The sequence below is a fragment of the Nostoc sp. LEGE 06077 genome, from assembly GCF_015207705.1.
Lineage (GTDB): Bacteria > Cyanobacteriota > Cyanobacteriia > Cyanobacteriales > Nostocaceae > Nostoc_B.
The window spans coordinates 92,755-109,157 of record NZ_JADEWI010000001.1; the positions used below are offsets into that span (position 1 = coordinate 92,755).

The 16,403-nt window shown below is 41.1% G+C and carries 20 protein-coding genes; 11 read left to right on the forward strand and 9 right to left on the reverse strand.

Features of this window, described 5'->3' with window-relative positions; genetic code table 11:
- Positions 1 to 115: 115 nt before the first annotated feature.
- On the reverse strand, positions 116 to 532 hold the full coding sequence (locus tag IQ244_RS00380) for a GFA family protein (protein WP_193889091.1): 417 nt from the start codon (positions 530 to 532) through the stop codon (positions 116 to 118).
- Between the two features lie 175 nt (positions 533 to 707).
- Here IQ244_RS00380 and IQ244_RS00385 point away from each other — a divergent pair, with 175 nt between their 5' ends.
- Entirely contained in the window at positions 708 to 1,655 is a 948-nt protein-coding gene (locus IQ244_RS00385) for a DMT family transporter (protein WP_193889292.1), read from the forward strand.
- An 18-nt stretch (positions 1,656 to 1,673) separates the two neighbouring features.
- Positions 1,674 to 2,360, forward strand: a complete 687-nt coding sequence (locus IQ244_RS00390; RefSeq protein WP_228058646.1) for an HAD family hydrolase — start codon at positions 1,674 to 1,676, stop codon at positions 2,358 to 2,360.
- Positions 2,361 to 2,422: 62 nt separating this feature from the next.
- Here the strand turns inward: IQ244_RS00390 and IQ244_RS00395 are convergent, their stop codons facing one another.
- From IQ244_RS00395 to IQ244_RS00410, 4 genes are all read right to left on the reverse strand, one after another.
- Positions 2,423 to 2,641: a hypothetical protein gene (locus IQ244_RS00395; protein ID WP_193889092.1), complete on the reverse strand. Its 219-nt coding sequence runs from the start codon at positions 2,639 to 2,641 to the stop codon at positions 2,423 to 2,425.
- 87 nt (positions 2,642 to 2,728) lie between these two features.
- Positions 2,729 to 3,100, reverse strand: coding sequence for a zinc ribbon domain-containing protein (locus IQ244_RS00400; protein ID WP_193889093.1), 372 nt, complete (start codon positions 3,098 to 3,100; stop codon positions 2,729 to 2,731).
- A gap of 102 nt (positions 3,101 to 3,202) precedes the next feature.
- Positions 3,203 to 4,714 carry a threonine ammonia-lyase, biosynthetic gene (gene ilvA / locus IQ244_RS00405; protein ID WP_193889094.1) on the reverse strand — a complete coding sequence of 504 codons (1,512 nt, stop codon included), beginning with the start codon at positions 4,712 to 4,714 and terminating at the stop codon, positions 3,203 to 3,205.
- A gap of 125 nt (positions 4,715 to 4,839) precedes the next feature.
- The gene (locus tag IQ244_RS00410) at positions 4,840 to 5,499 is read right to left on the reverse strand and encodes a Uma2 family endonuclease (RefSeq protein WP_193889095.1); all 660 of its coding nucleotides are present in this window, start codon (positions 5,497 to 5,499) and stop codon (positions 4,840 to 4,842) included.
- Between the two features lie 101 nt (positions 5,500 to 5,600).
- Between IQ244_RS00410 and IQ244_RS00415 the strand changes: the two genes are divergently transcribed.
- Positions 5,601 to 6,425, forward strand: a complete 825-nt coding sequence (locus IQ244_RS00415; protein ID WP_193889294.1) for a zinc-dependent peptidase — start codon at positions 5,601 to 5,603, stop codon at positions 6,423 to 6,425.
- Between the two features lie 44 nt (positions 6,426 to 6,469).
- Here IQ244_RS00415 and IQ244_RS00420 read toward each other — a convergent pair whose 3' ends face one another.
- Entirely contained in the window at positions 6,470 to 6,874 is a 405-nt protein-coding gene (locus IQ244_RS00420; protein ID WP_193889096.1) for a DUF3775 domain-containing protein, read from the reverse strand.
- Between the two features lie 334 nt (positions 6,875 to 7,208).
- Here IQ244_RS00420 and IQ244_RS00425 point away from each other — a divergent pair, with 334 nt between their 5' ends.
- Both IQ244_RS00425 and IQ244_RS32280 read left to right on the forward strand, forming a co-directional pair.
- Positions 7,209 to 8,912 carry an NACHT domain-containing protein gene (locus IQ244_RS00425; protein ID WP_228058647.1) on the forward strand — a complete coding sequence of 568 codons (1,704 nt, stop codon included), beginning with the start codon at positions 7,209 to 7,211 and terminating at the stop codon, positions 8,910 to 8,912.
- Positions 8,913 to 9,011: 99 nt separating this feature from the next.
- Positions 9,012 to 9,521, forward strand: coding sequence for an NACHT C-terminal helical domain 2-containing protein (locus tag IQ244_RS32280; RefSeq protein WP_228058648.1), 510 nt, complete (start codon positions 9,012 to 9,014; stop codon positions 9,519 to 9,521).
- A 125-nt stretch (positions 9,522 to 9,646) separates the two neighbouring features.
- Here the strand turns inward: IQ244_RS32280 and IQ244_RS00430 are convergent, their stop codons facing one another.
- On the reverse strand, positions 9,647 to 9,892 hold the full coding sequence (locus IQ244_RS00430) for a hypothetical protein (protein ID WP_193889097.1): 246 nt from the start codon (positions 9,890 to 9,892) through the stop codon (positions 9,647 to 9,649).
- A 199-nt stretch (positions 9,893 to 10,091) separates the two neighbouring features.
- Here IQ244_RS00430 and IQ244_RS00435 point away from each other — a divergent pair, with 199 nt between their 5' ends.
- From IQ244_RS00435 to IQ244_RS00455, 5 genes are all read left to right on the forward strand, one after another.
- Entirely contained in the window at positions 10,092 to 10,604 is a 513-nt protein-coding gene (locus IQ244_RS00435; RefSeq protein ID WP_193889098.1) for a response regulator, read from the forward strand.
- On the forward strand, positions 10,597 to 11,067 hold the full coding sequence (locus IQ244_RS00440; protein ID WP_193889099.1) for a response regulator: 471 nt from the start codon (positions 10,597 to 10,599) through the stop codon (positions 11,065 to 11,067). The genes IQ244_RS00435 and IQ244_RS00440 overlap by 8 nt, the downstream gene beginning before the upstream one ends.
- A 71-nt stretch (positions 11,068 to 11,138) precedes the next feature.
- Positions 11,139 to 11,384: a hypothetical protein gene (locus IQ244_RS00445; protein WP_193889100.1), complete on the forward strand. Its 246-nt coding sequence runs from the start codon at positions 11,139 to 11,141 to the stop codon at positions 11,382 to 11,384.
- A gap of 541 nt (positions 11,385 to 11,925) precedes the next feature.
- Positions 11,926 to 12,243, forward strand: a complete 318-nt coding sequence (locus tag IQ244_RS00450) for a hypothetical protein (RefSeq protein ID WP_193889101.1) — start codon at positions 11,926 to 11,928, stop codon at positions 12,241 to 12,243.
- A 100-nt stretch (positions 12,244 to 12,343) separates the two neighbouring features.
- The gene (locus tag IQ244_RS00455; RefSeq protein WP_193889102.1) at positions 12,344 to 14,242 is read left to right on the forward strand and encodes a DUF3370 family protein; all 1,899 of its coding nucleotides are present in this window, start codon (positions 12,344 to 12,346) and stop codon (positions 14,240 to 14,242) included.
- A 52-nt stretch (positions 14,243 to 14,294) separates the two neighbouring features.
- Here IQ244_RS00455 and IQ244_RS00460 read toward each other — a convergent pair whose 3' ends face one another.
- Positions 14,295 to 14,570 (reverse strand): clan AA aspartic protease, encoded by a 276-nt coding sequence (locus IQ244_RS00460; protein WP_228058649.1) that lies wholly within the window; start codon positions 14,568 to 14,570, stop codon positions 14,295 to 14,297.
- Between the two features lie 87 nt (positions 14,571 to 14,657).
- The gene (locus IQ244_RS00465) at positions 14,658 to 14,930 is read right to left on the reverse strand and encodes a hypothetical protein (protein WP_193889295.1); all 273 of its coding nucleotides are present in this window, start codon (positions 14,928 to 14,930) and stop codon (positions 14,658 to 14,660) included.
- A gap of 130 nt (positions 14,931 to 15,060) precedes the next feature.
- On the opposite strand from IQ244_RS00465, the gene hisD reads away from it, so the two are divergent.
- Positions 15,061 to 16,350 carry a histidinol dehydrogenase gene (gene hisD / locus IQ244_RS00470; RefSeq protein ID WP_193889103.1) on the forward strand — a complete coding sequence of 430 codons (1,290 nt, stop codon included), beginning with the start codon at positions 15,061 to 15,063 and terminating at the stop codon, positions 16,348 to 16,350.
- Positions 16,351 to 16,403: the final 53 nt, after the last annotated feature.

Below are 16,403 nucleotides of genomic sequence, written 5' to 3' on the forward strand. Positions count from 1 at the left end.
ATGATCAATAGTCAATGGTCAATAGTCCCATACTCTGTACTCACTACTCAACACTGAATCATACATCAGATGTTTAGGTATATAGGCTCGTTCGGAGGCAGATTATATGTATCAATTAAATCTGACGATTCCGGCGAAAACTAGGCAAATCAGCAGCGATGTAAGCCCAAGGTACTGCTGAATCAGTCCAGATTTGATGTGCTGGTTTGATCAACATAGGATTGTCGAGACTTCCTGCTTTGATCCAAACAAACTGCGGCTTTGCTGGCGCTTTTGTAAATAGTGGCGAACCGCACTCTGGGCAAAATTCCCGAATGATTGTCCCGCCACTGTCACCAATTTTGGAATAACTTTTTACTTGACCTGATACGATACTAAGTGCGGTTGATTGCACACGCACCTCAACATTGAAAGCACTACCTGTGGTCTTTCTACAATCTTGGCAATGGCAGTAATTTGCTGATTCTAGCTCTCCTGTGTACACATATCGCACGTAGCCACAGAGACATCCTCCACTAACTAGTTCAGCCATACGTTCTCTTCACTGACTTTGACAAGAATAAATATATATTTAGTTGTACTAATAATTAGCTAAACATTTATTTAGTTTTACATATATTTTATTGTCAAAGGGCTTGAACTTTACCTACAGCCATGCAATACTGCTAAATCAAACAATCGGGTTGTCTATTAGGAACCTTTTGAGTGTGTTAGGCATCCTGACGGTGCTTTTATCCTCCTTTGTGTTGGCGTTTCACAACGTTACTGTGCGAGTTTTGTTTTCCGAACATCTCGTGCTGGGTTTATTTTTACTCGGTGGATACGTTAAACCAGATTTGCAGAATTCATTCTTGTTGATGTTCATGCGGATGCTGCTGGTGGTTCCACTCATGGCTTCTTTAGCGTTCAAGTTATATCCATCGGCGCTGAAAGAATTGCAAAATGTGTTCAAGCATCATCGCACAGATGTGATCAGCCAAGCCTTGGGCTGTGGGGTGTTGATGTTTGTGTATATTGCCTTACTCTACATTTCCATAGGCTTGATTCCTACAGGAATTGCAATCACCCTATTCTTTTCTTATCCCGTGTTTACGGCGCTGCTGGCTTGGAAATTTTTTGGCGATCGCCCCACACTTTTTCGTTGGCTGGTGATGGGTATTATTTTAGTAGGTAGTGTTCTAACGATTCCCCCATCTTCCACTAGCTACAGCAATTCTGCCATTACTCTGGGGATTATTGCCAGCGTTGGTGCGGGGATTGTTTACGCTTTTTATTGTGTTATCGCCCAAAAATGCTTAGAAAAATTCCATCCAGTCCCCTTCACTTGGATTAGTTTTGCTTCTACCTTAGTGCTTTCTGGTGTTAGCTTACTGTTCTGGCCAATTCCTAGTACCCAACTTGATTGGACACCGATGTGGATTGGTAGCATTTTTTCCGGTGTAGTCAGTTTTGCGGGACACACTCTCAATAATTTGGGAATTCGGATGATTAGTGCAACGAAGGCTTCTATTATCGGTGCTAGTAGTCCAGCCTTGACAGCATTAGTCGCCTGGGCAACAATTAGCGAGACTTTAAGCGTGATTCAAAGTTTGGGAATTGGTGTGGTGACATTGGGAATTGCGTTGCTGAGTGGAGAAAGGCGTAGTTCGTCGTAAAATCTGAATCACTTAATTATGCTTGATGAATTGGTAGAAGATATGTCGGCTAACACAATACTGTTTGATTTAGATGGCACACTAACAGACCCTAAACTGGGAATTACTCGCTGTATTCAGTATGCGCTGACGGAACTTGGTCATACACCACCGGAGGCTGATGAATTAGATTGGTGTATTGGCCCGCCCATCAAAGATAGTTTTTCGCAGCTACTAAAGACATTAGATGAGACAATAATTACACAAGCAATTTCACTCTATCGTTGTCGTTTTTCCACAATTGGATTATTTGAAAATACTCTTTATCCGCAGATTAGAGAAACTCTTAAAGCTATTCGTTTTGCTGGTTATAAAACTTTTGTGGCGACTTCCAAACCTTATATTTATGCAACGCAGATTATTGAATATTTTGGTTTATCGCCGCTGTTTGATGGTGTTTATGGTAGTGAACTTGATGGTGTGCGGAGTATCAAAGCTGATTTAATTCACCATATTTTAGTGACAGAAAATATTTTACCTGGGGATGTGGTGATGGTAGGCGATCGCAAACACGATATCATAGGAGCCAAGTCTCATAATTTAACCACTATTGGAGTCACTTACGGCTATGGAACTGAGCAAGAATTAAAAACTCACGGTGCCGATTTTATTGCTCATTCTCTAGATGAAATTGCTAAATTGCTTATTCATAGCAAAAAACCATGACTTTTACAATTAGAACGCATTGTTATCCACCCACCAAATCCAAATATGGGTATCTAAAATTATCATTGCAGAACTTCCCAATTTTCTATAGGTGCAGTAGGCTCAAATGGATCATCGTAATGAATGACTTTTCCCCGTAAAGGGTAAGGATTAGAATCTGAGGGTTGATAAGAACGTTCTATAATTATTATTTCTACGTCTTGAAATGCCTGAAATGGTAAATTTTCAAGCAATAATGTTCCGTTTTTAGTTAACTTTGTTTCTATACGGTGTGCTTTCATAATAACTCTACTTTTTCGGATCTAATAAATCAGTAAATTGTCGTATTTGTTTTAACTCTTCCTCATACCTATTCTCTTAACTTTTTATCAAGATGTTGCCAAAGCGATGACTAAACAAATGAGTAATAAAACAAGTAATAATAGCCAAGTTTGATTGCGTTTTATGCAACTTTGAAAAGTTGTGGCAACACTGCTGTTATGATGCTGCTGTTCTTGCTGTAACTTGTATTCGGCAATATTTTGATAAAGGGTACATTCTTTGGCGTAGGGACGCTGGGGAAAATTGCAAGTGTCGTCTGCGTGGTAGGTGCAACTATTACACAAATACTCGTCCCCGGTAGCGCGATGCAAGGGGATACCGGGATGGCCAAAGGCTTTGAGTGTTGTTCGGCAATGAGGACAGGTAATAGCCTGACTCTCAACAAGTTGGTGGCAACGAGGACAAGATACAGTAGTCACAACTTGACCACAAATAAGTAAACACCCTGATTTTAGCGAAAGTTTCGTTTATCGGGGCAAACAGGCAATAGGGAAATCTCCTTCATCTTTTGCCTTGTAGTACTATCCCAAAAATAATTTATATGCCAAATTCTGGCTTTCATCCCAATATTGATAACCAAGGGTATCGAGAAAGGCTTGCCATTCTTGCATTTCGTGGGGTGGGACTTGCATCCCGACGACAATGCGCCCATAGTCTGCGCCATTATTGCGATAGTGGAACATACTAATATTCCAGTTAGGACTCATGGAACCGACAAACTTCATCAATGCACCGGGACGTTCGGGAAACTCAAACCGATACAGTAATTCATTGTGGGCGAGGGGCGAATGTCCGCCTACCATGTGGCGTAAGTGTAATTTTGTCAGTTCATCATCAGTTAAATCGATGGTTTTAAAGCCGCAATTTTCAAAGGTTTCGATCATCTTGGCTTTATCGGCGCGGTTTTGAATCTGCACACCAACAAAAATATGGGCTTCCTTTTCATCAGCAATGCGATAGTTAAACTCAGTTAAATTGCGTTGACCAATACATTCGCAAAACTTCCGCAGACTACCTTGTTCTTCGGGAATGGCGACTGCAAATATGGCTTCGCGGCGTTCACCCAACTCGGCGCGTTCAGCGACAAACCGCAGGCGGTCAAAATTCATATTCGCACCACAAGCCACAGCCACCAAAGTTTGTCCTTGAATTTGTTCTCGTTCGACATAAGCTTTAGCAGCTGCGATCGCCAATGCCCCCGCAGGTTCTAAAATAGAACGGGTATCTTCAAAGACATCTTTGATTGCGGCACAGGTATCATCGGTATCCACCAAAATAATTTCATCTACATATTCTTGGCACAGGCGGAAGGTTTCTTCCCCGACTTCCCGCACCGCTACCCCATCAGCAAATAAACCAACTTGCGACAGCCGCACCCGTTTTCCAGCTTTTAATGATTGGTGCATCGCGTCAGCATCGACAGGTTCCACACCAATAATTTTAATTTCTGGACGTAATCGTTTCACATACGCCCCAATTCCCGAAATTAAACCACCGCCACCAATAGCCACAAAAATTGCATGAATGGGTTGCTGGTATTGACGCAAAATCTCCATCCCGATGGTTCCCTGTCCCGCAATTACATCAGGGTCATCAAAAGGATGAATAAAGGTTAAGCCTTTTTCGGTTTCTAATTGTCGCGCATAAGCATAAGCGTCATCGTAAGTATTGCCATGCAAAACAACTTGTCCACCCCTAGCTTTAACAGCATCTATTTTTACCTGGGGTGTTGTAACGGGCATCACAATAATAGCAGTTGTTCCCAGGCGACTAGCAGCTAAAGCCACACCTTGGGCATGATTTCCCGCCGAAGCCGCAATGACACCTTGTGCTAACAAATCCGGCGGTAAGTTTACCATTTTGTTGTATGCACCCCGCAGCTTGAAAGAAAACACCGACTGCATATCTTCCCGCTTTAATAGCAGCTGATTATTCAGCCGTTTGGAGAGATTCGGGGCATACTCCAGTGGGGTTTCTTGGGCAACATCGTACACACGGGCGGTCAGTATTTGTACTAGATAGTCGCAAAGCATGGTGTCAAAGGTTAGCAGATGCCAGATAGATGTTAATTTTACGGCACTTGTGTACTCAGATTCCTGAATTGTTGAGAAGTCGGGGATCTTTTCGCTGGAAAATAGTTTTTGTAGAGATACAAAAACTAAATTGTGTCTGGGTCAATATTTAATTCTCGTAATTTCGCAGCTAAACGTTCTGCAACTTCTTCTGGTGTCGGAATTAGTTTGCCTGAAGGTGTAAAAAATCGCAATAATCCTTGATGAATTCCCAAATATAAATTTAACTGTTGACTCCACAAATGCCCTTGAGGATTGGGTTCTAAGGGTTGATACACTCCATCTAAGAGATGATACCCGGCAAATTCTAAACTCTCTGGGTCGAACCAAAAATAATCAGGGGTACGAAAAGTATCTTGATAAATCTGTTTTTTTAAACCTTTATCAGTATCCGCAGTTTTTGGTGAAAGAATTTCGACAATTATGTTAGGATATTTGCCCTCTTCTTGCCAAACGACCCAACTTTTTCGCGTTCGGCGTTCAGTTCCTAGCACTACAAAAAAATCTGGCCCGCGAAAGTTTTCCGATTTGCGCTGGTTAGGACTATAGTAAATTGTCAGGTTAGCCGCTGCGTAAAAGTCTTGTCTGTCCCGCCACAACCATTCCAGACATTTCAAAAGTAAGATGATCTGTCGTAGATGTAGTTCAGTTTCCAACGGAGGCTCATCACTATATAAGTCACCAGGGGGAAAGATAACATCTTCTGGTGTGTCTTGACGAGTGTTGAAATCTTGAGCAAGAGACATAGGGGGGATGAAGTTATCTGGAGTATATGTCTAGTTTAATGGCTGGTGATGGGGTGCGATCGCTATACTAACTAGCAGTGGCACAGCATCACACAAAATCAATGGGTGCAGCAATTATTATTTTTCTTATCCTGGGGTTGATTGTCACTGCAATTTTCATCAGTCCCATTTTGACTAAACAGCGACGAAAGCGCCTTAAAAAGCGTCCTTTTCCCCCACTTTGGGCTGCTGTGATTGACAATAATCTCCCTATTTATTTACGCCTTTCCCCAGAAGAACGCCGACGACTTCAAGGACATATTCAAGTATTTTTAGCCGAAAAACAATTTATTGGCTGTCAAGGCTTGCAAGTCACAACAGAAATGAAAATTACAATTGCGGCTGTTGCTTGTTTACTTCTATTAAATGAACGCGGTGAATACTTTCCTAAACTGCGTTCAATTTTGATTTATCCCAGCACTTATTTTGTCAATCAAACTGTGGCGGTGAGTGATTATGTTGTCGAAGAAAGACGCGATGCCAGACTAGGAGAATCTTGGGTAAAAGACCAAGTAATATTATCTTGGGAACAGGTGCAACGAGACACCCAAAACTGGAGTGATGGACATAATGTTGTGCTGCATGAATTTGCCCATCAATTAGATCAAGAAGATGGGAAAGCTGAAGGTGTACCGATTTTGCCCAACAAATCAGATTATCTTGTTTGGGCGCAGGTAATGACAGCAGAATATCAACAACTCTGCAATGATATTCAACAAAATATCAAAACTGTTATTGATAGTTATGGGACGACTAATCCCGCTGAATTTTTTGCCGTAGCGACTGAGACTTTTTTTGAAAAGCCACAGCAATTGTTAGAAAAGCATTCAGCACTTTTTAATTTATTAAAAAGATATTATCAAGTCAATCCTGAGTATTGGATTTAATCAAGATATCGTGCTGGTCAATCAATATTTAGTCTGATGATTTTCTAGGATGCAGCAGCAGCGCAAATATTGATTTTTTGTAGACCATTTCGCAGATATCTTACTAACAAGCTGTTGTTAATAATATAAGTTGTTGCATAATTTTGAGGGATAAGCTCTCTTACTTTTTCAACTAAGTAGCTAAAGTCTTGTTGAGATTCATTTGATACACTTCTACCAAGCCACATCAAGGCTATTAATTCTGCTTTTTCTTCCTGGGAAAATTCCTCAATATATTTATGTAGTATGAGTAATGAATATTTTCCTGTGAGATGAAAATCATCTAAATAATTAGACAATTTATCTAGAAATGTTTCAACTGGCTTTATTCTCCCAGAGCCTCTTGATCCATGAATTAATTCAGCTATTTCTAAAAAATTCTCTATTTTCTTTATTGACAATAACATCATATATTTGTATTAAATTCAAAAATAACAAATAAAAGCTTATCTATATGCATTAACAAAACTTTCCTAATGTAAAAATATAATCACTAATTAATCTGGCAACTTTTACTTAAGTATGACAGTTTAGTGTTTGAATTTAAGTCTTACCAACAGTTTGAAATGTATAATATGATGTATAACGTTTGAGTTTGTCACAAAAATTCAAAATCTTGAGAGGATCTCTGGGATTTTGTATAACTTTCTGGTAGTAAAATGTTAGTATCACAGAGAAAACTATAAGATTGCAGATATTAATAAAAGTTAAAGTTCATGATCTGGGGAGCAGGTTTTTTGTCCTATGGTCAAGCGATCGCTCCAAGCATCACTCAAGGGAATTCAAGAGGCTAAAAAAGCATTTGTACGCAAGGGTTGGACACAAGACAACTTAGCTGGAGAAATTAATATTAAGACTAGACAACCGATTTGGCGATTTTTTAGTGGTCGTCCGGTTGAGCGTCATACCTTTATAGAAATTTGCTCGGTGTTGGAATTAAATTGGCGGGAAATTGCGACTCATCCCCCCGCTGAATTTCTTGACCAAGAAGAATTCCGCCAGCCCCTGGTCTGGGATATTGATACACTAGTGCAACAATTGCGATCGCAGCGCTTCGAGAAAATTCAAGACCAGTGTGGTATTTTGCAGTTATTGGATATCAGCCATCCCGTAGCGATCGATGACATATATATAGATGTGAATATTCTGGAGGAGATTCCTAGTTTTCAGTATCTAGAAATTACGGAACTGCAAAACCTTGATCCCAAAGAATTTGACCGGGTTGGCTTAGGCGAAGTCTCTCAAACACAAATACCGGGTAAACGAGCAGTTGAAACATACTCTAAGCTAAGGGTACTCGGCAAACCAGGCGTAGGTAAAACTACTTTTTTGCAACATCTGGCCATTCAGTGCAACCAGGGCGCATTTGCAGCCAATCAAGTCCCAATCTTTATCACACTGAGAAATTTCGCCCAAGAGTCTAAAGTTACGAACGAGTTCAGCCTATTAAATTATATCCGCCAGGAGTTCCTCACCTCTGGTATTTCTGATACCTCAGTCATCGAAACCTTACTCAATGCAGGCAGAGTATTATTGTTGCTGGATGGTATGGATGAAGTTCTCAACCAACAGAGCAATGGTGTCTTAAGCGAAATTCGCTCTTTTTCAGATAAATATCATAAAAATCAGTTAGTCGCTACCTGTCGTACAGCAGCCCAAAGATTGAGACTCCGAGGTTTTACCGATGTTGAAATTGCCCCATTTACCTTAGAACAAATCCAAGCCTTCGCGCAAAAATGGTTTGTAGCCTTTACCAAGACCAACATTGAAGATGGTCAAGTCCAGTCCGTTGAGTTTATTCAAAAGCTAGACTTAGATGAAAACTGGCAATTTCGCCAACTTGTCGTCACACCTTTATTTTTGCATCTTGCTTGCTGGGTGTTTCAAGGTCAAGAAAAATTTCCCACAAAGCGCACTGATTTTTATAAACAAGGCTTAGACCTGCTATTGGGTAAATGGGATGAAGCTAAAGGTGTGGAACGGGATGAAGTTTACCGGGGATTCTTATTACCGCAAAAGTTCAAGTTATTGAGTCAGATTGCAGCAGCCACATTTGAGCAGGGTCAGTACTTTTTTGAGCAACGTGTCGTTGAGCAATACATTGGTGACTATATTCAAAATCTCACTAACGTGTCAATGGATGCAGATGAACTGCAAATAGAAAGCGAAGCAGCGTTGAAAGCGATAGAGGCGCAACATGGGTTACTAGCAGAACGGGCGCGGGGAATTTTCTCTTTTTCCTATCTAGCGTTTCAAGAATATTTTACAGCGCGAAAAATTGTTGCCAGCCATAATTTACAAGCATTTGAGCAAGCAATGGGAGGATTGGTCAGTCACATCACCGACCCACACTGGCGGGAAATTTTTTTGTTGACAGCTACCATGCTGCGGAGTGCGGACTCTTTGGTACAGTTAATGAAGCAACAAATTGATGCTCTAGTTGCCTAAGACCCTTATATACAAGAGTTTTTAACTTGGGCAAGCCAAAAATCTCGCACTATTCCTAGCCTACCAAAAGATGCGACAGTCCGAGCATTTTACCTAGCCTTGAGCCGGACTCCCCGCGTAGCACCTCACTTTGCCTTAGCCAGCAGCCTTGACCAAGGAATGTTTCTCGATGCAGCCTTAGATAACCTGCTGCTAGAGTGTGCAATTGATGAAAGTCAGGACTTTGCCCACTTCCACGCCTGTGGAGATGCTCTCTCGAACATTCTGGGTATTGTTCTCGATGTTGGACTCTCTAAATCTCTGCAAAAACTCTCTGACCAATTGCCCAATTCTCATCAAAATCAAGCACGGTTTCGGCTGTGGATGCAGACTAGCTATACAGCCTGGGCGGAACAGTTGAGAACAACAGTGATGAACTATCGCAATATTAATCACCAGTGGCAGTTTAGCCCTGAGCAAGTACAAGTATTACAACGCTACTACGATGCTAATCAATTACTACTCGATTGTCTGCATAGCAATTGTGAAGTGACTGCTGCTATTAGGCAAGAAATTGAAGCTACTTTATTGTTGCCGCAGAAAGAACTGGAAGACAGGGAATGGCAATAGTTTTTTTCGTTAAATTTCCCAAAAATGAGCATAAATAAGTTTTGTGTCGTAGTTAATCAACTAATTCACAAAATCAAACAACACCAAATCATAGTATAGGTGCAGAAAGTTATTCTCTCCTACTTTTATGCGAGTTCGACGGATAGAAAAAACCCTCTCCCCACAGAGCTACGGTGTACACACAAATGTTCGTTGAGTGCATCTTTCCCGCCTCGGAATGAATTCCGAGTCTCATAGCGCAAGTCATCTGAAGATGACTCAACTAAAAATATATTCCAGTCCACGTTTTGTGGACTTTGGCTATGAGCCTGGAACTTTAGTTCTAGGCGGGATACGGCAAATTTTCGACTTGTGTGTACACGGTAGCCCACAGAGAGAGAGGCTTTGAAAACCTAATTTTTTGTGGAACCCGCTGAATATTTCTGCCTCTCTTAGCATCGGAGAGATTTTAGGGAAAGATTGATCAAACTCACACTAATTTTGATTTGAATATCTGCTGATTTAGCCACTTTGTAATTACGGTTTTTTTCATCCCACTTTGCACTTGAAATCCTGATTGTAGGTTTTATTATGAATCCAACTATTACTTCTTCTATTAAGGTTGGAACACTCAAAGGTGTGCAAATACTCGTTGTAGATAACGATATCGATAGTGGAGTCCTACTTACGATCTTTCTCTCTTATTTTGGTGCAAATGTGATCACAGCAGTCTCTATCAAGGAGGCGGTAAACAGCCTGACTTGCTTCTTTCCCCATATCATCATTTGTGAAATAAGATTTTTGGGTGAAAATGTCTATGTTTTACTGAATAAATTGACGGAAATAGAATCCTTAAGTAAGAATCATATTCCAATTATTGTGACTTCCACCTGTGTCAATGGGAGTATTGAGCAAATTCCAGAGATAGAGTTTGAAGGATATTTACTCAAACCAATTGACTTGGATAAATTACTTGTCATGATCGATCATTTAGTACCATTTGGCAGAAACAATTTATTGGCTGATAAACTCAAACACTCCTTTATTAATGGTCTGGCTGTAGCAGATAGCTTATTAACAGGAATCAAGGAAAATTATGAATAAAATCTATGGGTCGCATAACTTTGAGAATGTAAATTTAGCCGACGATACAAAAGACTTAGATATTTTGCCAGAATTGACAATTCTGGTAGTGGACGATGATGAAAATATGCGGCTTTCTATTACCGATATATTTGAAATCTATGGAATGAAGGTAATGACGGCCTCTAATGCCTTAGAAGCATTTGAGTTAGTGGAAAAGTTTACACTAGACCTCTTAATTAGTGACATTAATATGCCAGGAGAAAATGGCTATTGGTTAATAGAGCAAATCAGAAAAATTACATCTCCAAAAAAAAGAGAACTTCCAGCGATCGCTTATACTGGCAATACTGAAGCTAACGCACAGAAAAAGGCGCTGGCTTCTGGGTTTCAAACTTATATCCAAAAGCCTTCAAAGATACAGCATTTACTAACAGAAGCAACAAAACTGCTGAAATTCAGTGAAGAATTACCAGGAAATTAGGCGATCGCTACCTGAATCCCGCTTTATCATGGACTCAGCATTTCCGCAAGATTTTTGTTATACTTGTTTACATGATAAATAATTTAAACTTCCAATCTCCTGAGCTATTTGGTTCTGTTGTTTTCACACCTGACTTTAATAGCTTTAAGACTATCAATCCTTCACAAGCATGGTCTTTATTCTTCACAGGCGGTAGAGAAGATAACAAACTAGATTCTAAACCTCGAATCAGCCTATTATTTACTATGATTGTGCTGGCTCTTGGTATCTCTGGGTTTGCCAGAACATTGATTATCCAGGCTTTCTTTCCTGGTTAATTGCTTGACTAATAGTTAATAATATCTTCGGTGAACCACCAAGAAGTTGGTGGTTCAAGCTTTTAATGATTAACCAGATAACGCCGTGTGCAACTTTATCTCCAACCTAACCCCCCACCCCTTCCCTTGTAGGGAAGGGGAGAAAGAATCAAAGCCTCTCTCCGTTGCGGGGCTACAGTGTACACACAAGTCGAAAATTTGCAGTCTGAAACCGCATCCCGCCTGGAACTTTAGTTCTAGGCTCATAGCCAAAGTCCACGTTTTGTGGACTGGAAGATATTTTTAGTTGAGTCATCTTCAGATGACTTGCGCTATGAGACTCGGAATTCATTCCGAGGCGGGACAGATGCACTACACGAATATTTCTGTGTACACCGTAGCCGTTGCGGGGAGAGGAATGGAAGTGGGGTTGAGAAAATAAGTCGCACATCGCGTAAGACAGTTTCGGCTATCAAGCAACAAATATTTTAAAGTCCTATAGCCTTCAGGATATCGGAACAAATATTTATCTAAAATTTGGCAATTTACCCTAGTAAAAATTATGTTAGACTTCAACACTTTGACGCTATTTTCCAGTAATTACTGCATTAGTATTTGTGCCTTTCTCATTCCAGCCAACATAATTGCCACCGCGTTCACTATAGGTTTAAGATTATCGTCTCGTCCAGCTATTGAGATTTGGCAAAGTGCTGTAATTGCAAGTATATTTTCTTTATTAATGATACTTCATGTATTTGCTTGGTTTACGATTGGAGTTGTCATGGCTCCCACATACATTTTATTGGGACTAGGAAGCATCTGTCTGTTCGCAAATTTAGGAGCCATTCTTTTAGGCAGACGCTTGGTTTTCCCCACATAAAATTTAGATTGCAAAATTGAAGAATAATTTTTCGTAACGAACCACAGATACACCCAGATAAACATAGATAATTTATCGGTGTTTATCTGTATTTATAAAAATGAAGTGGGGCAAGATTTCTCTAGCAGCAGGCTTAGTTCTGAGTCTTTCAGACTCTCGTGTACTAGCTTTTACAGATACTCAAAATTATTGGGGAGAAGCTTGTGTTCAAAAACTGGGAGAACGGAAACTAATCACAGGTTATCCTGATGGCAGTTTTCGCCCTAATTCTACCGTTACCAGGGCAGAAGCGGCTGTACTCATGCTTAACGCCTTTCCTGATGCCGCAATTAAACGCAGTGCAACTACATTTAAAGATGTACCTGCTAATTATTGGGCAGCAAAGGCGATTTCTACAGCTTATCAAAAAGGATTTTTTTCTGGTTATCCGGGTGGAGTATTTCAACCTAACCAAGCAATTCCGAGGGCGCAAATTATCGGTGTTGTGGCGGGGGCGAAAAATTATAGTTCTCAACCTAACCCAGCGCAAATATTACAACGGTATTTTACAGATGCTCAACAAATTCCCAACTACGCGCAAAATGCGATCGCATCTGCCACAATAAACAGTATTGTTGTTAATTATCCCAATGTTAAACAGCTAAAACCACTGCAAAGTGTTACCAGAGGCGAAGTTGCAGCGTTGATGTGTCGGGCTTTAAATATCTACACTGTTCCCCCAGAGTATATTGCAGGTGTCCAAGCATATCCTTTAGAAGTGCGTTCTTTACCGGGACAACTTGATACTATTCCCACCTTTAACAGTAACAGCCCCGAATTAGTTACAACTGAAGGGATTTTACTTTCAACTTTCCCCCCAGATGGCAAACAAGTCAAGGAAGCGCATTTAAACTACCCATTCCAAGGCAGATTTGATGTATTCGCCCATCATATCGTTAGGGCAGAAACACCAGCCCAAAACCGCACGGTTTATCAAGGGATAATTGTTCACAACCCAGGAAATGAACCAGTAACATTGCAAGTACTACAAGCAGCTAGTTACCAAACCAGAGAAGCACCGTTTATTGATTTACCTGATGTGGCGGATAATGCCCAAAGTACAGTTTACGCTGGCCCTGGTAGTAGAACAATGAACGATGTGTTGCGGGGTGTCAGACAGGCAAATTTTCCCGATAAGTTAGTCATAGAACCAGGAAAAACGCAAATATTGGCAAACTTACCCATTCCTGTACAAGCGCCGAGTTCCAATGGCCGAACAACAATGATGCGATTAGTGAGCGATCGCCCAATTTATCTGGCAAACTTAGTAAAGAATAGTCAAGTTCCGCCTTCTGTCAGCGAGTGGCAAACACTTTTAGATACAGGTAGTCTAGCAGGTAAGCGCGACCCCATTCCTACACCCCTAGACCCTCCTAGAGAACCAACAGTTTTTAGCCGTGTGGCTGGTGTGTCTCAAGGTACACAATGGCAAGCAAAAGTTACAGATAATTCCAACGTATCTGAGTTAACTATACCCCAACCAGGCAAAGCATTCTCTTATCCCATAGGAACAGTACATTTAATTACACTCAGCACCGGACAAATTCAAAGTGCGCCTATGCTGAAACGCTACAACGATACAGCCTACTTTGCTCACAGTAACTATGGTGTAGAATACAATCTCACTTTGCCACTACACAATCCTAGCAACCAAACTCAGACTGTAACTGTATCAATAGAAACGCCGTTAAAAGATGAGGGTGGTAGGGATAGACTGCTGTTTTTAAATCCCCAAGTTGAACAGATATTCTTTCGGGGAACAGTAAGATTACGTTACACCGATGATAATCAAGTAGAACAAACGCGCTATGTTCATTTGGTACAGCGACGGGGACAAGTAGGAAAAGCTTTGATAACTTTGCAAATGCCAGCCGGAAATCAACGGCAAGTTCAAGTAGACTTTTTATATCCGCCTGATGCTACCCCACCGCAGGTTTTAACTGTGAGAACGCAGATGTGAGTTTTTGCCGTAATGCCCACCTTAGAACTCCAGCTAAACAATAACTGATTAATTAAAGTTTCTCTAACAAAACTAAACCATTGTCTTGAAAATCTATTTCCAGGTGATATCCAGCCATCATAGAAGTTCCTAGCAACGGTTTATAACCAGCCGCTAAAACAGGAACTATTTTTTCTATACCGTCCCATATAATTGTGGCAAAATGTATAGCTAACAAAGCTTCAGTCCCGTCGGCTAATCTTGCAGATGTACTAGAGTATAAGGGAAGATTCATCGCACTGACTGCTTGTGGTGGTAAAGTTAAGATGGTCGTTAAATCCAGTATCAATCACAAAATCTAAAGAAAAATCTGGCTGCGAAGCTAAACGAAAAACTACTGGAATGATTGCTTTACTATCCATTACTTTTCCATAAATCATTTAGCAGTACGCTCCATTGCACCACCAAAACTTACTGCAACATCATAACCAATGCGGATAGTAAACAATCTAGCATTCGGATTTTTCTGTTTTAACTTTAACGCTGTCTCTACACCCGTTGGATCAATACCATATTCACCAGTTTCGGCATCAATCACAATCATTTTACCGATGTTATCGCTATGCTCAACATTTTGACGAATACCGTTTTCGTAAAATTGTTGAGCGCGTGAGGCTACTTCTTCTACACTCCAAAAAATAGATTGCATCACAATTACACTACTTTGGCTGTTGAAATTATTGTAGTATCTACCAGCAACCCCACCGGGCGATCGCCTCATACTCTACACTAATTAATATCCTGACTGCCAACCTGCACTGATTTCAAAGATACTGTCCATGCAGCTACTTAAAACAACTGACACAGATTTTTCCACCGCGTTCCAAGCACTCGTCAATAATCGCCGGGAAGCCACGGTTGATGTTAGTGGTACAGTACGCGGTATTCTGGCTGATGTGAAAGTGCGGGGTGATGCCGCAGTTAAGGAATATACTACTCGTTTCGACCATTTCAGCCCAGAATCTTTGCATCTGAGTGCTGATTTTATCGCCGCCCAAGCCGCTAAATGTCCACCTGATGTGAGAGTCGCCCTGGAATTAGCCGCAGAACGCATTGGTAGCTTTCACCAAAAACAACTGCCCCAAGATATTGGTTACACCGACGCAACAGGCGTAAAACTCGGTTTAAATTGGGTTTCTCTTTCCCAAGTCGGGATTTATGTTCCCGGTGGACGCGCCAGCTATCCTAGTTCGGTGTTGATGAATGCTTTACCTGCCAAAATTGCCGGGGTGGAACGCATTGTCATGACAGTACCGATGCCTCATGGGGAAATTAACCCGGCTGTATTGGCGGCGGCACAAGTGGCTGGCGTGACGGAAATATATAGTATTGGTGGGGCGCAAGCAGTAGCCGCCCTCGCCTATGGTACAGAAACTCTAACGCCTGTAGATAAAGTTGTTGGCCCTGGTAATGCTTATGTTGCAGAAGCCAAGCGTCAGGTATTCGGAACTGTGGGAATTGATAGCATCGCTGGCCCTTCGGAAATTTTGGTGGTAGCTGATGATCAAAATAACCCAGAGTGGATAGCTTGGGATTTATTATCGCAAGCAGAACATGACCCCAGCGCCCAATCTATTTTAATTACTGATTCGGAAGTTTTCGCCCAGCAAGTTATCACTGCCGTTGAACAAGTTCTTAGCAAGCTGTCTACTCAAGCGGTGGCGACTGCTAGTTGGGAAAATCATGGTGCAATTATTGTAGTAAGTGATTTGGCAGAAAGTATACCATTGCTGAATCAATTGGCTCCTGAACACGTTGAGTTATGTGTAGATAACCCGCAATTACTAGCTAGTCAAATTAAATGCGCCGGTAGTGTGTTTTTAGGACGCTACACCCCAGAGGCGATAGGTGATTATTTGGGTGGACCTAACCATGTATTACCAACTTCCCGTTCAGCGCGGTTTGCGTCTGGTTTGAGTGTATATGATTTTCTCAAACGCATTACTTATTTAGAATGCAATCAAGCCGCATTGCAGGAAATTGGTAAAGCAGCAGTGACTTTAGCTGAGGCGGAAGGTTTACCAGCCCATGCGGGTAGTGTGGCTGTACGTTTACAATCACTTGAATAGTTCTGAGTGCTGAGTGAAATTAATTTTGCTTTTTACTCAGCACTCTTGAAAAG

Excerpts from the sequence above, each read along its gene's own strand:
- IQ244_RS00380 (WP_193889091.1), bottom strand. The coding sequence starts at position 532 with ATGGCTGAACTAGTTAGTGGAGGATGTCTCTGTGGCTACGTGCGATAT.
- IQ244_RS00390 (WP_228058646.1), top strand. The coding sequence starts at position 1,674 with ATGCTTGATGAATTGGTAGAAGATATGTCGGCTAACACAATACTGTTT.
- IQ244_RS00395 (WP_193889092.1), bottom strand. The coding sequence starts at position 2,641 with ATGAAAGCACACCGTATAGAAACAAAGTTAACTAAAAACGGAACATTA.
- ilvA (WP_193889094.1), bottom strand. The coding sequence starts at position 4,714 with ATGCTTTGCGACTATCTAGTACAAATACTGACCGCCCGTGTGTACGAT.
- IQ244_RS00410 (WP_193889095.1), bottom strand. The coding sequence starts at position 5,499 with ATGTCTCTTGCTCAAGATTTCAACACTCGTCAAGACACACCAGAAGAT.
- IQ244_RS00415 (WP_193889294.1), top strand. The coding sequence starts at position 5,601 with ATGGGTGCAGCAATTATTATTTTTCTTATCCTGGGGTTGATTGTCACT.
- IQ244_RS00420 (WP_193889096.1), bottom strand. The coding sequence starts at position 6,874 with ATGATGTTATTGTCAATAAAGAAAATAGAGAATTTTTTAGAAATAGCT.
- IQ244_RS00425 (WP_228058647.1), top strand. The coding sequence starts at position 7,209 with ATGGTCAAGCGATCGCTCCAAGCATCACTCAAGGGAATTCAAGAGGCT.
- IQ244_RS00435 (WP_193889098.1), top strand. The coding sequence starts at position 10,092 with ATGAATCCAACTATTACTTCTTCTATTAAGGTTGGAACACTCAAAGGT.
- IQ244_RS00440 (WP_193889099.1), top strand. The coding sequence starts at position 10,597 with ATGAATAAAATCTATGGGTCGCATAACTTTGAGAATGTAAATTTAGCC.
- IQ244_RS00445 (WP_193889100.1), top strand. The coding sequence starts at position 11,139 with ATGATAAATAATTTAAACTTCCAATCTCCTGAGCTATTTGGTTCTGTT.
- IQ244_RS00450 (WP_193889101.1), top strand. The coding sequence starts at position 11,926 with ATGTTAGACTTCAACACTTTGACGCTATTTTCCAGTAATTACTGCATT.
- IQ244_RS00455 (WP_193889102.1), top strand. The coding sequence starts at position 12,344 with ATGAAGTGGGGCAAGATTTCTCTAGCAGCAGGCTTAGTTCTGAGTCTT.
- IQ244_RS00465 (WP_193889295.1), bottom strand. The coding sequence starts at position 14,930 with ATGCAATCTATTTTTTGGAGTGTAGAAGAAGTAGCCTCACGCGCTCAA.
- hisD (WP_193889103.1), top strand. The coding sequence starts at position 15,061 with ATGCAGCTACTTAAAACAACTGACACAGATTTTTCCACCGCGTTCCAA.